Origin of the sequence: Collinsella sp. OM06-18AC (assembly GCF_003438785.1) — a bacterium.
Taxonomy (GTDB): domain Bacteria; phylum Actinomycetota; class Coriobacteriia; order Coriobacteriales; family Coriobacteriaceae; genus Collinsella.
The window spans coordinates 84,445-100,294 of record NZ_QSTX01000002.1 but is presented as its reverse complement, the minus strand read 5'-3'; the positions used below and the strand labels follow the sequence as shown (position 1 = coordinate 100,294).

General features: G+C 61.8%; 7 protein-coding genes. All 7 read left to right on the top strand.

Annotated elements, in window-relative coordinates; genetic code table 11:
• Positions 1–134 precede the first annotated feature (134 nt).
• The gene (locus tag DXB86_RS01850; protein ID WP_022094855.1) at positions 135–434 is read left to right on the top strand and encodes a YerC/YecD family TrpR-related protein; all 300 of its coding nucleotides are present in this window, start codon (positions 135–137) and stop codon (positions 432–434) included.
• 221 nt (positions 435–655) lie between these two features.
• On the top strand, positions 656–3,844 hold the full coding sequence (locus DXB86_RS01845) for a PD-(D/E)XK nuclease family protein (RefSeq protein ID WP_117735952.1): 3,189 nt from the start codon (positions 656–658) through the stop codon (positions 3,842–3,844).
• A 3-nt stretch (positions 3,845–3,847) separates the two neighbouring features.
• Positions 3,848–7,471 (top strand): UvrD-helicase domain-containing protein, encoded by a 3,624-nt coding sequence (locus tag DXB86_RS01840; protein ID WP_117735951.1) that lies wholly within the window; start codon positions 3,848–3,850, stop codon positions 7,469–7,471.
• Positions 7,472–7,869: 398 nt separating this feature from the next.
• Positions 7,870–8,724 (top strand): PRD domain-containing protein, encoded by an 855-nt coding sequence (locus DXB86_RS01835; RefSeq protein WP_117564499.1) that lies wholly within the window; start codon positions 7,870–7,872, stop codon positions 8,722–8,724.
• Positions 8,725–8,830: 106 nt separating this feature from the next.
• Positions 8,831–10,261, top strand: a complete 1,431-nt coding sequence (locus tag DXB86_RS01830; RefSeq protein ID WP_117564498.1) for a PTS transporter subunit EIIC — start codon at positions 8,831–8,833, stop codon at positions 10,259–10,261.
• 127 nt (positions 10,262–10,388) lie between these two features.
• Entirely contained in the window at positions 10,389–11,810 is a 1,422-nt protein-coding gene (locus tag DXB86_RS01825; RefSeq protein ID WP_117564497.1) for a 6-phospho-beta-glucosidase, read from the top strand.
• Positions 11,811–12,008: 198 nt separating this feature from the next.
• The gene (gene dnaE / locus DXB86_RS01820; protein ID WP_117735950.1) at positions 12,009–15,812 is read left to right on the top strand and encodes a DNA polymerase III subunit alpha; all 3,804 of its coding nucleotides are present in this window, start codon (positions 12,009–12,011) and stop codon (positions 15,810–15,812) included.
• Positions 15,813–15,850 lie beyond the last annotated feature (38 nt).

Sequence of the window (15,850 nt, the reverse complement as noted above, 5' to 3'; positions counted from 1 at the left end):
GTCGCTTTAGTTTGGTGGTGTGCTACACTGCTACGGGCAAAAGCCACAGGCGTTGCCCTATTGCATAGAACGGGCGAACGATGCCCGATGTCAGTATCAACTTCGATGCCTTATGGCGGGTTTGGCGGTGATCGATGAATATCGAGAACATGTTTGACAAGCCTGATGTCAAGCAGCTGGTCCACGCATTTAGTCTTTTGGATGACGAGAAGGATATCCAAGCGTTTTTGACCGATATCTGCACGCCGCGCGAGATCTGCGATCTATCGCAGCGTCTGCAGGTTGCGCGTTATCTGGATGAGGGCGAGCCTTATGTTGAGGTTCAGGCCCGCACCGGCGCTTCGTCCACTACGGTGAGCCGCGTTTCAAAGGCACTCAACGGCGAGTACGGCGGCTATCGCAAGATCCTCATCAAACTGGAGGATGGCGAGTAGGCCAGCGGCAACAAACGAATTGCGCAGAACCGTCCCTTCGGGGGCGGTTTTTTGATCCTTTGGGGACGGAGGAAAACGGATCACTGGGTTAGACTGACCTCCTCGGTGATCCATTTTCCTCCGTCTCCAAGGGGTCAAATCTGTTGGCGTAGGGCAAATCTGTCCGCGCGGGCGGGTAGGATGGAAACATTGAATATTGCGAACGGTTTGAGTGGAGGACCATGCCTGTTCGAATCTATACCACCAACGCCGGCGCGGATTTGAGCGATGCCGAGGCGGCGCTGCTTGCCGACCTTATTGCCCGCCACGGGCGTGCCGTGCTGCTGGCGCCAACGTTTGCTGAGCTCGACCTGTGCCGTCATGATGCGGCGGAAGCCGGCGTTTCGCTGGGTATTGACTACAAGACGCCTACATCGTGGCTTCGCTCGCTTTGGGAGCTTTTGGGCGACGGGCGCGGTTTCGTCGACAACCTGCAGCGCCAGATGCTGTTTTCGGACATGGTAGCGCGCCTCGACGACGCCGACCTGCAGCCGCTTTCGCGCAGCCAGGGCACGGTGCGTATGCTCGCGCGTATGGCTCGCGATGTGCTGCCGGGTGTGGCAGGGACAGGCACCGAGCGTTGCTGCGACAACGTTTGCAAGCCCAAGCCCAAAAGCGACGCCGAGGCTCGCGTGTTTGAACTTTTGTGCGCCTATGCGCGCGGTTTGGACCGTCGAGATATGGTCGAGCCCTGCGAGGCGGCTGACATTATGGCCGATGCCCTGGCCGATAACCTGCCGGCGTGCACCCGCGCCGTATGCGTGCGCGGCGTCACGTCATTTACGTATAGCCTGCTCGAGCTGCTGTCCGCCGTGGCAAACAACGGGGGAGAGGTTGTCGTGCTGCTTGCCCGCGAGCAAGCGGCGATGCGCGAGGAGCTTGCCGCGGCATTTGATGCCCGCGGTGTGCTGTTCGAGGCCGCGCCGCCGAGGGAGGACGCCGTCGCGTCTGATGCCGCTTGCGGGACCGCCGCTCAGCCTGCCTTTATTGAGGTCGCCGGCCCCCATGCCCGTGCCCATGCTTATGCGGACGCCATCGATAAGTTGGCGAAAACGCACAAGGAGTCCAAGGACGATAAGGCTGCTGCAACGCCCGCCGACCCCGTACGCGTGCTCGTTGTTTCTGCCCGGGCACCCCAGCTGTTCGGTGAGCTCGCCTCTCGTCTGGCGGCTCGTCATATCGCTGCCGAGACAGTTGAGTTCACGGCGTTTTCTCAATCCATTGCGGGCAGGCAGTTCACGGCGCTCGCCAACCTGATCGAGCGTATGAAGGCCGCCGACGAAGGGGCAGCTTCTAAGACTGAGTGGTGGCCCGCGCCGGAGCTTACCGACTGGATTTACAGTCCGCTTTCGGGCGCTGATGCCGTCAATGCCCGTACCTTCGATAAGAATATGCGTCTCTCGCGCAGCAAGACTACCGCGGGCGTTAAGAGCCTGCTGCAGAGCGTCCAAGGCCAGGTGAGGGGCGCGCGCAAGGCGGCGAGCGACGAGAACTGGTTTAAGAACGTGCCGTGCGTGGTCTCGGACGTGTTCCAGGCGCTGTGGCGTGACAAGCCCGTGACGGCGCTCAAGGCCATGCTTGCCGTTGCCGAGGCGTTGCCCGATCGCTCGCTGGGCAGCTTGGATGGCCAAGCCCGTCGCCAAGCGGAGGTGGCCCTGCTGCGCCACGTCATCGGCATCCTTATGAATGGCGCCCGCGCGCTCGACGTGTCGCAGGCCGCGATCGTGCCCGTGCTCGATGGCATTCGCACCAAGGTGGACAAGCGTAGTACCGCCTACGATTACGAGACCTACGAGGTTGACCGTGCGCCACGTGCTCAGGTTCGTTTTGCTTCGCTTGCCGATGCGGCGGCTCTGCGCCCCGGCAGCTACGATGCTGTGCTGTTTGCCGATGTCGATCTGGACAGCTATCCGCTCTCGCACGAGGAGGGACCGCTGGCTACGCTGACGGCGAGCCTTGGTCGCGAGGGCGTGACGCTTGAGCCTGCGGCCCTGCTGCGCGTGCGCTTTGGCCGTGCGATGCAAGCGTCGCGTGGTCCGGTTGCGCTCGCCCGCGTGACGCACGATCGCCAGGCGCGCGAGTGCTATCCGGCTGCCGTGTGGACCGAGCTGCGGGCGCACGCCGAGGCCGCTGACGCCGACAAGGCCGCTGACGATGCTAGGGCCGCTGACGATGCTAAGGCCGCTGACGATGCTAAGGCCACTGGTGACGCTAAGGCCGCTGACGCCGACAAGGCGAAGTGCGTGGGTGAGGGCGATATCGTAAGGGACTTCGATCCCGCGGCAGGCGAAGGTCTTAGGCGCGAGCGCGTGACCTGTGAAGCCCCTCAGCATCTGAGTGCCGAGGCCGTGCCGTATTTGGTCCTGCGCCGTCGCGATGGCGAGGGCGAGGGCGCGCCGCTCGTGCCGCGCCTGACGTCCGCCTCGCAGATCGAGGCCTATTCCACCTGCCCGCTGTGCTGGTTCGTCTCGTATCGCGTCAAACCTCAGTCCATCGATGCGGGCTTTGGCAACATGGAGAAGGGCAACTTTGTCCATGACGTGCTGGAGCACTTGCATGCACGTCTTCCGCAGGAGGGCATGGAGCGCGTGACGCCCATGAATCTGCCGCGCGCGCAGGGGCTGTTGCGCGAGGTCTTTGCCGAGACCCTGGCCGAGCATGCGGGCAAGCGCGGTACCGAGGGCCCGCTGGTGCCGCTCTCTCCAGTGGAGGAGCGCCAGGTGGCTGAGATCTTGCCGCAGCTGGAGGGCGTGCTTGCCTACGAGTCCGAGGCGCTCACCCCCTTTGCTCCGCGCTACCTGGAGTTTGCGTTCAACGAGCTCCAGGTCGAGTATGCCGGTTGGCCGCTCGGCGGGCGCATCGACCGCGTGGATGTGGATGCCGAGAATCGCGCCGTGGTAATCGACTACAAGCATCGCACGGGCGTTGAGGAGTTTAAACTCGCCGACCCCACGGTGCGCGACGAGGAATCGGGCGAGGCCGCCATCGACGACCCGCGGTGGCTGCCGCCCCATACCCAGACGCTTATCTATGCGCAGGCCATGCGCCGGGCGCTGGATCTGGATGCCCGTGCGGCGCTCTATTTTTCGACCAAGGGCGGCAAACCGGCGCTGCGCGGCGCCGCGAGTGCCGAGCTGCTCGAGGAGGAGCGTGGTGACGGCCGCATCCCGGGGCTTAAGAAGGGCTTTCCCGGCGAGGGTGGCAGCATGGACTTCGACGCCCTGCTCGATCGCGTGGAGGCCGGCATCGCCGAGCGCCTGCACGAACTCGAGGCAGGCGACGTTGCCGCCGTCGACCCGACGTCGGCTCAGGCCGCGCATGCGCGCTGCTCGTATAACCACGAAGGAACGTTTGTAAGGAGGGACGTGTAGACCATGGATCTTTCGACTTTGATGCCGCAACAACTGCAAGTCGTCAAAACGCTCGACCGTCCGCTGTTTGTCTCGGCGGGCGCCGGTTCGGGCAAGACCTTTACCCTCACGCGCCGCATCGTCTACGCGCTCTCGCCCGAATCCGGTCCGTTCGTTGAGCATCTGGACCAGGTGCTCGCCATTACCTTTACCAAAGATGCCGCGGCCGAGATCCGTGACCGTGTGCGCCGCGCGCTCATCGACGAGGGCATGGACGAGGAAGCCCTGACCGTCGACGATGCGTGGATCTCGACCATTCACGGCATGTGCTCGCGTATCCTGCGCGCACATGCGTTGGAGCTGGGCATCGATCCCGAGTTCACGGTGCTCACCGATACCGACGAGCTTATGGACCAGGCTGTTGAGCATGTGCTGGCCCGCGCGACGGCGCCCGATGCCGTCCCCGAGCTCGCGGCATCGCTCAAGGCCCTCTACGCCTGGTATCCCATGGCGGGCGAGGGCGGTCCCTTTGGCGCCGGCACGACCATCAAGGGTCTGGTGCGCGACCTGCTGGAGCTGTCGAGTCAGTTGCCGGGCGGTATGGACGACGTGTGCGTGGCGCGCGGCCAGGCCGATACCTCAGCGCTCGCCGATGCCTATCGCGCGGCGCTGGGCGCAAGCAAGGCCGCGACCGAGAAGGCACAGGTGGCACTCGACGCCATCGACGCGTTTGAGGCGAGCGGCAAAACCATGGAGGATGCGGCGCGACTCATGATGTCGTGCAGCATGCCTCGGGCGAGCAAGGCGTTTTCTAAGGAGCAGGTGGAGCTACTCAAGGCCGAGGCTGCCGATGCGTTTATCAATATCGTGCTGGCCTGCGGTGGTCCCGCGCTCGATGCGCTGGTGGGGCTTGCTCGTGCTGTGGAGGCGGAATACCGCGCGCTCAAGGCTGACCAGTCCGCGCTTGATAACAACGACCTGCTGCGCATGGCGTACGAGGCGCTGCGCGATTATCCCGCCATCCGAGCGGCCTATGAAGGTCGCTTTAAGATGGTCATGATCGATGAGTTCCAGGATACCGACCAGATGCAGGTCGATTTGATCCGTTACCTGACGGGCGCGGGGGAGCGCGCGCTGTGCACCGTAGGCGATGCGCAGCAGTCGATTTACCGCTTCCGTGGCGCCGAGGTCGAGGTCTTCCGCCGCCAGGAGCGCAAAGTGGGCTCCTCTGCTGCGCCCGAGACGGCTGTCGCATCCGATGCCCCCGCCGGCGAGCTCGTCAAGCTTGTACGCAACTTCCGCAGCCACGACGAGGTGCTGCGCTATGTGGCGCGCGTCTTTGACGGCGACACCGGTGGTTTGATGCAGGGGTTCTTGGATCTTGAACCGAGCGACGAACGCGAGGACAAGCTCAAGGCGAAGGCATCGCGCCGCCAGGCGATCTTCGTTGCCGGTGGCAGTACGCAGGAGCGAACGCAGGCGAAAGCTCGTGCGATTGCGGAGCGATTCCAAGCACTCGTTAAAGCGGGCCAGCCCCAGGGCAGCATGGTCCTGCTGCTGGGCCGCATGACCAACGCCGATGTCTATGCGCAGGCCTTCCGCGACCAGGGGCTCGACTGCGTCATCGCGGGCGGCTCGGTCTTTGCCCAGGCTGCCGAGGTCCAAACGGTGCGTGCCCTGGTGTGCGCGCTTGCTAACCCGGCCGATACGGCGCAGGGTCTTATGCCGCTGCTGGCCTCGCCGATGTTTGCGCTCGGCGCTCAGGAGTTCCTGGCGCTGGCGACCAAGCTGGACGACCAGACGGGGGAGACCTCGCGCCGCAACATCGACGTGGGCATCATGAGCGATTGCGATGTGCCGGGGCTGCGGAATCTGCCGCTGCTGACGCGCGCCCGCGAGGTGCTGCGCTATGCGCTTCGTCGCGTGGGGCGCGATTCGTTCGCCGCCATCGCGCGCGATACTGTCAACGCCTCCGGCTGGTTTGTGCGTCTGGCGCAGCGTGGTCCCGAGGGCAAGGCCATCGCCGCCAACGTGCTCAAGGCGCTCGACGCCGTGGCCGAGGCGGAGGCTGAGCTCGGCAATTCTCCGCGCTCCATCGCGCTCGCCTTCGACCGCTTCTTGGCGGGCAAGGAGGCCCCGGGCGCGCTCAACGAGGAGGGCGACGGCGCGGTGCGCATCATGACGGTGCATGCGTCCAAGGGTCTGGAGTATCCGGTCGTAGCGGTTGCCGAGTGTTTTGGCGTGCGCAAATCGTCCGGTGCGGCTCAGATGGGGCGTGTCGAGGGTGGAGCGCAGGTCGTGGCGCTGCCGGCACGCTTCGACGGCGTTAAACTCGCGGACGGCACGTTCGTAAAGGGCGATGACGTCAAAAAGCAGTTTGAGCATGCGTTTAAGGGTAAGGGCACGTCGCTATGGTTGCCGCCGGAGCTCATGGAGGATGTCTGCGCGACGGGTTCTCCCGCCGAGGCATTCGTTCGCCTGCGCAACGACGACTTGCAGCTTTCGCTCGAGGAGCGGGCTCGCTTGCTCTATGTCGCCATGACGCGAGCGCGCGAGCTGGTCATTCTGGCGATGGATGTCGGCGTGAGCCGCGGCAAGGTGACGGCGCCGACCTTCGATGTCGAGACGGATCTGACCTACGACGTGCTGCGCCGCATCCTGCCGACGGACGGCCTGGACATGCCGCAGCTCGATGCCGACCGTTTGGTGTTCGACAACTCCCAGCCGGGCGACTACGAGCTCATCTCGCTGGCTAACTTTGCTTTTGGCGAGCAGTCGTTTGAGGCCAATGCTTCGCTTGATGCCGAAGGCAGGCTTGTCCGCGGCGATGCGGAGCCGGAGGGTGCCGGTGCGGATGCCCGCGCCGCCGTTCCCGGTCCTGCCGACCCCGAGCCCGATGCGTTTGAGCTCGTGTATCCCCAGGCGGTGGGCGTGCGCATGGGCACCTGCCCGTATCCGGCGCGCGATTCGTACAGCTACTCGTCAATTGCCGCGGCGCTGCATGCCGAGTCCGAGGACCGTGCCGCCGAGGCACACGTGCCCATGGACGAGGCCGGCGATGATGCGGAGTCGGATGGTTCCGAGATGACGGATGCGGACGTGGCTGCTGTCGAGCCCGCCGGCAACCCCATGGCGCTGGGCTCGGCGTTCCATGCCGCCTGCCAGTGGCTGATCGAGATGGGTGCCGATGAGCTGCCCGCCGCGCGTGCCGATGCGCTGGCGCGTCTGTGGCGCCTGACGCCGGAGCAGCGCGAGCGCTTCGACGTTGCCCTGGACCGCTGGCTCAAGTCGGCGGTCCGTGCCGAGCTGCTTGCCTGGCCGTGCGTTCGCGCCGAGGTGCCGTTCTTTTCGCTGGGCTGCGAGGACAAGGACATTGCCCGCTACGGTGCATATGCCGAGGGCGCCATCGATGCACTGGCGACCGACCCGGCCGATCCGTCACGCGCACTGGCCATCGACTACAAGACGGGTGGCACGCCGGATGAGACACCCGACCAGCTGTTCGAGAAGCACGCCCTGCAGGCGCGCGTCTATTCGGATGTTCTGCACAAGGCGGGCTTTAAGACGGTGACGGTCAAGTTCGTCCGCGTGGAGCAGTCCGATCCCTCCAACCCCGCCGAGTCCCAGGTGGTCACCTACAACCTCTAGCTCACCAGGGCCGTCCGCACGCCCAGTCTCCCCATAACTTGCGGTGAAATAGTTCCTGTTTTACGGCCCAGCTGGCTCCATCAGGAACTATTTCACCGCAACTCAGAATCAGTCGGGGGTGCGGATTACGCGGATGAAGTTGCCAATCAAGGGTGCGGATTACGCAAATTTACACTTGACGTTCATCTCGGGTGGGCCTATAAATACATGTGATGGGTTGTTATCCCTTTGGGGAGCATGGCCATCCGGATTCCGTTCGTTATTCAATTGCACATATATTCGGGTGTCACTTTAGGGCATGACCGTAGGCAAGTAGGGTGCTGCTTTCTGCCGAGGTCATGCCCTTTTTGTTCAGCTCCGAATGAGTGCCCTATCATCAAGAGAGGAGGTGCATCGATATGCTGGCGATCAGAAAGCTCAACAATAACGCCGTGATTTGTCGAGATAGTCGCGGTCGCGAGGTCGTGGCGCTCGGCAAGGGTGTCGGCTTCGGTGGTGACTTCCCCCGGGAGCTCGCGATGGACCATATCGAGCGCACGTTCTATAGCATCGATGCCGAGGGGCAGCGTATCATGCAGGATCTTCCTGCCGATGTGGTGCTGTTTACGGCAAAGATCATGGATATTGTAGAGAACGAGCTGCCTTACGAACTCAGTCCCAACGCCGTGCTCATCATGGCCGACCATATCGCCTTTGCGATTGCGCGGCAGAGGAAGGGCATTCGTTTTGATATGCCCCTTACCTATGATGTGCAGCAGCTTTATCCGCTGGAATACAAAATCGGCCGCTACATTACCGCGCGCGTGCGGCAGGAGTTGGGCGTCGAGCTGCCGCGCGAAGAGGTGGCAAGCATCGCCATGAATTTGGTCAATGCAAAGACTGGGGCAGAGGTTACTGTGGCAAGCGATCGCGCCCAATCGTTTGAGCGCCTGCTCAACGATGTCACTGATATCGTCGAGTACGATTTCCGTACCATCATCGATCGGGAGTCTTTTGAGTTCTCACGGTTTGCGACACACGTGCAGTATCTGTTCAAGCGTATCAAGGGTAACGATAGCCTCAGCAGCGCCAATTTGCCGCTTTATGCGAATTCGCGCGAGGAGTTTCCCGAGCTTGCGCAATGCATCGACCACATCTGTACCTATATGAAGCGGGAATGGCATACGGAGCTCACCGACGAGGAGAAGCTTTACTTCATGCTCCATGTCAACCGTATCTGTACGAAGGCGGAATCCGGCACAGCCGGACGCTGACAACCCAGGCCAGAAGGATTGTAACCTGTGTTAGGGCAGGGCATGACCTCCGAAAGTACGAGAACCATCTCGTGCCACGACGATTCGTGGCGTAAAAGGAGGAATGATGACTAACTATCAAAAACTCGCCCAAAGAATCATCGAAGAGGTGGGCGGCAAGGCGAATGTTTCAAGCGCGACGCATTGCATGACGCGTCTGCGCCTCGTTCTTAAGGACGAGGGGCTTGCAGATGACGCCAAGCTCAATGCGATTCCCGAAGTGATTAGCGTGGTGCACGCTGGCGGCCAGGTGCAGCTCGTAATCGGGCCGACCGTCGACAAGGTCTACGACGCGGTATGCAGGGAAGGCGGCTTTGAAGTCCAGACGGCGATTGATGAAGATCTGGACGCAGCAGAGAGGCTTCCCTGGAAGGAGCGGTTCGCTCCGAAGCGCATCGGCAATCTGATTCTCGATGCGGTGAGCGGCTCTATCGCTCCCATTCTGCCCGTGTTCTGCATCGCGGGTATCTTCCGCATGTTCACCATTTTGCTTGGTCCGGAAGGCGCGGGCCTTCTAGCCGCGGAGGGCAGCATGTACCGGCTCTTCACCTTGGTGGGAGACGCGGCATATTACTTCCTGCCGATCTTCGGTGCCTATGCGGCGGCCAAGAAGTTCCAGACGAGTCCTGTGCTCGCGCTCATGACGGCTGCTATTATGATTCATCCGAGCATGCTCGCTATCGTCGAGGAGGGCGCTCCGTTCGACGTCTACGGCATCCCCATGACGCTGGTGAATTACACACAGTCGGTGCTTCCCATCATCCTCATCGTGTGGATTCAGTCCTACGTAGAGGGGCTTATCAAGAAGCATTGCCCTGACATGCTGCGCATCCTCGTGATTCCAGTGGGGACCATGCTCATCATGCTGCCGCTTGCACTCTGCGTCTTCGGCCCCGCCGTCTCCTTCATTATGGGCATCATCGCCGATATCATCATCTGGCTCGGCGCGAACGCCGGTCCGCTGTGCGGTCTGGTGGTCGGTGCGACGTGGAACCTCGTGATCGCTACCGGCATGCATGTGCCGATTCTCACCGCTATGATGCCCGGCTGGCTTGAGGTGGGCTATGACGCCGTGTGCACTCCGGGTACGACGGTGGTTGTTTACGTGACGCTTGCGGTCGCGCTCGCCTACGGCATCCGTGCAAAGGGCAAGGCTAACCGTCAGCTCGGTTGGACTACCTTCGCTACCTATGCGCTCGGCCGCGTATCCGAGCCCATCATTTACGGCATCCTCTTGCGCGATAAGAAGGCGCTCGCTTGGTCGATGATCGGCGGCGCGGCCGGCGGCCTTGCATGCGGTCTGCTCAACGCGCGCATCTTCGTCTTCTCGGGAGTCGGCTTCCCGTGGATGAACGTCATCAAGTTCAGCCAGGACATCATTCCGGGCGCCATCAGCTGCGCGATTGGCTTTGCGGTGACATTCGCCCTCTGCATGGTCTTTGGCTTCGACAATCGCGAATCGGGCGAGAAGGAAGCCGAGGAGGCCCTTGAGGCTTAAGCGCTGCATCTAGAAGGGTGCCTTAGCGCAACGAGTCTCTTCTCGGAACTGGGGCCCCATGAACCCGGACGGGCACCGCTGCATGGTGGTGCCCGTTCGCACTAAAAGCAAGATAAGGAGGACTCCCATGCCATTGCGTTCTGATTTCCTCTGGGGCGGCGCGCTTTCCGCCAACCAGTGTGAGGGTGCCTGGGACGAGGGCGGGCGGGGGCTCGCCAACGCGGATCTTCTGCCGTACGGGCGGGACCGTCTCGCCGTCATCAGGGGTGACGACGTTCCGCTCGAGCCGCTGTCCGACCATTACTACCCGGCCCAACAGGCCATCGATTTCTATCATCATTACCGCGAGGACATCGCGCTCTTCGGCGAGATGGGCTTCAAGGCTCTGCGCCTCTCCATCGCATGGAGCCGTATATTCCCCAACGGGGATGACTCCGAACCCAACGAGCAGGGCCTCGCGTTCTATGAGGATGTGTTTCGCGCCTGCCTCGAACAGGGCATCGAGCCGGTGGTGACGCTCAACCACTATGACGTGCCCATGCATCTTGTTACGGCATACGGCGGTTGGCGCAACCGCGCTCTCGTGGGCATGTTTGAGCGCTTCGCTCGCACTGTGTTCGCACGTTACCGCAATCAAGTGCGCTCTTGGCTCACGTTCAACGAGATCAACATCATGACCTCTGCGTGCTTCATGGCGGCAGGCATCGTGTTTGATGAGGGGGAGGACCGCTACGTCTCCGTTCATAACGCGGTGCATCACGTGCTCGTGGCGAGTGCTTGCGCGGTGCGCGCCTGCCATGAGATCATCCCTGGTGCGCAAATCGGCTGCATGCTCAATGCGGGTATTTTCTATCCTGCTACCTGCAACCCTGCCGACGTTAAAACGGCTCAGGACGAGAATCGCAAGCACTACATGTTCACCGACGTGCAGGTGCGCGGCCACTATCCGTGCTACATGCTCACGGAGTATGAGCGTCAAGGGTTCGCGATTCCTTGGGCGGAGGGCGATGAGGAGGTCCTTGCGCAGAATCCGGTGGACTTCGTGGGCTTCTCTTACTACTCGACGCGCGTGGCGCAGGCAAACACCGAGGGGCAGTTCGACTCCAATCTACTCAAGAGTGCCCCCAACCCTTACCTCAAGATGGAGCCATGGGGCAGATTCATCGATCCCGCAGGGCTGCGCATCACCATGAACGACATATACGACCGGTACGAAAAGCCGCTCTTTATCGTGGAGAACGGTCTCGGAGCCCCGGATGAGCCGGATCAGAACGGCTTTGTGGATGATGGATACCGTATCGATTACCTGCGCGAGCACATCCAGGCTATGAAGGACGCCGTCGAAATCGACGGGGTGGACCTCCTGGGCTACACGTGCTGGGGACCGATCGATCTGGTTTCGGTCGCAACGGGCCAGATGCGCAAGCGCTACGGTTTCATTTATGTCGACCTCGATGACGAAGGACACGGCACACGTCGGCGCAGCAAGAAAAGATCGTTCGAGTGGTATCGCAAGGTAATTGCCTCAAACGGCGAGGACCTGAGCTGAGCTTTCCTCAGGGGCCGGACCGCGACATGGGGTCGCGGTCCGGCCCCTTTGCGACGAATGAAGCAATCAGGTCAAAGCAGCTAAAAAAGACACGTCCCAAAAAGACTGCCCGTGTGGGTTTGGCTAGGTTCGGGCGCTGTCCGTGCCGTGGGGTAAAATCGTTCAGTCAGAACACGAACCCGCATCGGAGCTCATCACATGGCATTCGTCCATCTGCACAATCACACTGTTTTCTCCATGCTCGACGGCGCAACCCGTATCCAGGATATGGTCAATCGTGCCGTTGAGCTGGGCATGCCCGCCGTGGCCATTACCGACCACGGCTACATGTATGGCGTACCCGACCTGGCGCTGGCCTGCGACGCCGTCAACCACAACACGCCCGAGTACAAAACCTGGAGCCACGACAAGGCCTTCTTGGAAAAGGACCGCCGCGACGAGCTGGTGGAGCCCGATCCCGAGTCCAGCCCGCGCGAGCATGCCCAGTATGTGAAGGACATGGCCATGTGGGACGAGAAGGGCAACATCGACGAGCTCAAGCCGCCTCTGGTCATCAAGCCCATCTTTGGCTGCGAGGTCTACTTTACGCCGGACGAGACGCTTGCCCGCGACCATAAGCCCGAGCTCTACCACATGATTCTTCTGGCCAAGGACCAGGAGGGATACGTCAACCTGATGCAGACGGTCTCCGAGGCCGCCGTGCAGGGCTTTTACTATAAGCCGCGCGTGACGCTCGACAACCTGCGCCGCCACGCCAAGGGCATGATCTGCACGAGCGCCTGCATCGCGGGCATCATCCCCAAATACATCGACCGCGGTGACATGGAGGGCGCCATCAAGTGGGCCGAGACCTTCCGCGATACCTTCGAACCCGGCGACTTTTACATCGAGATCCAGGAACACGGCATCACCACCGACAACGGCCTGACCGATGAGCAGATGGACCGCACGCTCATCGACATCGCCAAGCAGGTGGGCGTCAAGGTCATCGCCACCAACGACTTCCACTACCTGCGCCGCGAGGACGCGCCCGTGCAGGACGTCATCATGTGCATTGGCATGAACGCCAAGGTCGACGACCCTAACCGCATGCGCATGACTGGCTCGGAGTTTTACATGAAGACCGAGGAGGAGATGCGGGCGATGTTCCCGTATTGCCCCGAGGCCTGCGACAACACGCTCGAGATCGCCGACAAGTGCTACGTTGAGCTGGACTGGGACTCCATCATCCTGCCGCGCTTCCCGCTGCTCGATCCCGGCGAGACGCACGAGAGCCAGTTCCGCCGCGAGTGCGAGAAGGGCCTGCGCCAGCACTACGGCGACGACTGGGCCACGCGCGAGATTGGTGGCGTCAACATCAAAGAGCGCTTTGAGTACGAATACAAAGTCATCTGCGACAAGGGCTTTGCCGCCTACTTCTTGATTGTTGCCGAGTACGTGCAATGGGCCAAGGACAACGGCATCGGCGTCGGCCCCGGCCGTGGCTCGGCCGCCGGCGCTATCGTCGCCTACGCCATGAACATCACCGCGTTCGACCCGCTCGAGAACGGTCTGATGTTCGAGAGGTTCCTGTCCCCGCAGCGTACCGAGATGCCCGATATCGATATGGACTTCGACGATGAGCGGCGCCTCGAGGTCGTGGAGCACGTTCGCCAGCTCTACGGCCCCGAGAAGGTCACCCACGTCATCACCTACTCGACCATTAAGGCCAAGCAGGCCATCAACGACGCTGCGCGCGTCCTGGACTACCCGGTCTACATGGGCCAGCGTCTGTCCAAGATGGTCTCGAGCGACCCCAAGGTCAAGCTCAAGCAGGTGCTCGAAAAGCAACCCGGCAAAGAGGATCTGTTTAACCCCGATTTTGCCGAGGCCTATAAAAAGGACGACGACGCCCGCCGCATCATCGACACGGCGCTCTCGATTGAGGGCCTTACCCGTGGCGAGGGTGTGCACGCGTGCGCCGTTCTGATCTGCCGCGACCCCGTCAACGAGCACGTGCCCACCAAGCTCGACACCAAGGGCGGCGTCGAGATTACCCAGTACGAAGGTCATACCGTTGCCGACATGGGCCTGCTCAAGATGGACTTCTTGGGCCTGCGCACGCTGACGGTTATCTCCAAGGCCAAGGCAAACATCAAAAAGAACTTCGGCATCGACATCAAAGAGGAAGAGATCCCCTTTGACGACCCCGAGATCTTTAAGCTCATGGGCTCCGGCCATACCGCCGGCGTCTTCCAGGTCGAGTCCGCCGGCATGACGGCCACGATCAAGAACATGAAGCCCACCGAGTACAAGCACGTCGTGGCATTGATCGCCCTGTACCGCCCGGGCCCGCTGGGCGCCGGCATGGTTTCGTCCTACATCAACCGTATGAACGGCAAGGAGCCGGCCGTCTCCTACGACGACCGCCTGGACGACATCCTGGGCGAAACCTACGGCACCATGGTCTACCAGGAACAGGTTATGCTCATCTCCGTCGAGATGTGCGGCTTCTCCAAGGGCGAATCGGACTCGCGTATCCGTAAGCCCGTGGCTAAGAAAAAGATCAAGCTGCTCACGTCGACGGTGCTCCACTGGGAGGATGGCTCGGACGAGACCACCTACGACCACTGGATGAACGGCGCTATCAAGAACAACTACACGCGCGAGGTCGCCCAGAAGATTTGGGACGATGTTCTCGAGTTCGCATCCTACGCCTTCAACAAGTCGCACTCCGCCGGCTACGCCATCCTGGTTATGCAGACGGCGTGGCTCAAGGCGCACTATCCGCACGAGTACATGGCGGCCGTTCTGACGTCCTATACGGGCAAGACCGACAAGATCGTGCACTACGTCTCGGCGTGCCGTCACGACGGCATCCCCGTGCTGTCGCCAGATGTCAACGAGTCCGGCACCGAGTTCACGGCTACCAAGGAGGGCGTGCGCTTTGGTCTGGCCGGCATCCGCGGCGTGGGCACCGGCGTGGCGCAGGCGATTATCGCCGAGCGCGAGGCGGGCGGTCCGTTTAAGACACTGCACGACTTTGTCGAGCGCGTGGACTCGAGCCAGGCCAACCGTCGCGTAATCGAATCGCTGATCAAGGCAGGCGCCTTCGACTCCACGGGGTATCCGCGTCGTCAGATGATGCACTTTGTGGACAAGAACAACCCCGAGAACATCATCGACGCCGCGATAAAGCGCCAGAAGGACCGCGCGAGCGGCCAGACCTCGTTCTTCGACATGTTTGGCGACGTTGAGGGCTCGGGCTTTGAGGTGAGCGTGCCCGATCCGGACGGCCAGGAGTGGGACCGCCACCTTAAGCTGAGCCAGGAGAAGGAGGTTCTGGGCATCTATGTCTCGGACCACCCGCTGCGCCCGTTTGAGTATGCACTAGCCAAGGCGCGTGACTTCTCGTTCTCGCAGATCGACACTGGCTACGAAGTTCAGAATCCTACGGGCGGCACCATCAACCAGGAAATTCCCGAGGGCAAGGCGCTGTGGTGGGCCGGCATGGTCTCGAGCGTGTCCAAGCGCGTGACCAAAAACGGTGACCCCATGGGCATCGTGCAGCTCGAGGACATGGAAGGCGAGGCCACCGTCGTCGTGTTCCCCAAGACCTACAAGGAGGCCGAGGGGTACCTGTACGGCGAGGTCGATCCCGAGACCGGCGCGCAGCTGTCCGATGCCTTTGTGCGCATTAAGGGCAAGCTCGAGCGCTCGGACCGCGGCGACCAGATCATCGCGCAGGAGATCGTGCCGCTCGAGCTTAACGAGGAGAACAACAAGCCCAAGGTGTTTGAGGTCATGGTGCCCAACAGCCGCTTTAGCCAGGGCAATATGGCGCGTCTTGCCACGGTGCTTACCGCCAACCCGGGCGGCGACCGCGTGGAGATCTTTATCGAGCAGGTGGACGGGCGCGTGCTACGTGCCGAGGTGCCGGCCAAGGTCAACGCGCGCTCGATTCCGCTGCTGGCCGAGGCCAAGGCTATCGTGGGTAACCAAGGCAGAGTGACGGTGATCTAAAATGATTTTTCTGGGACGGGGATTAAAAAATCATTTTG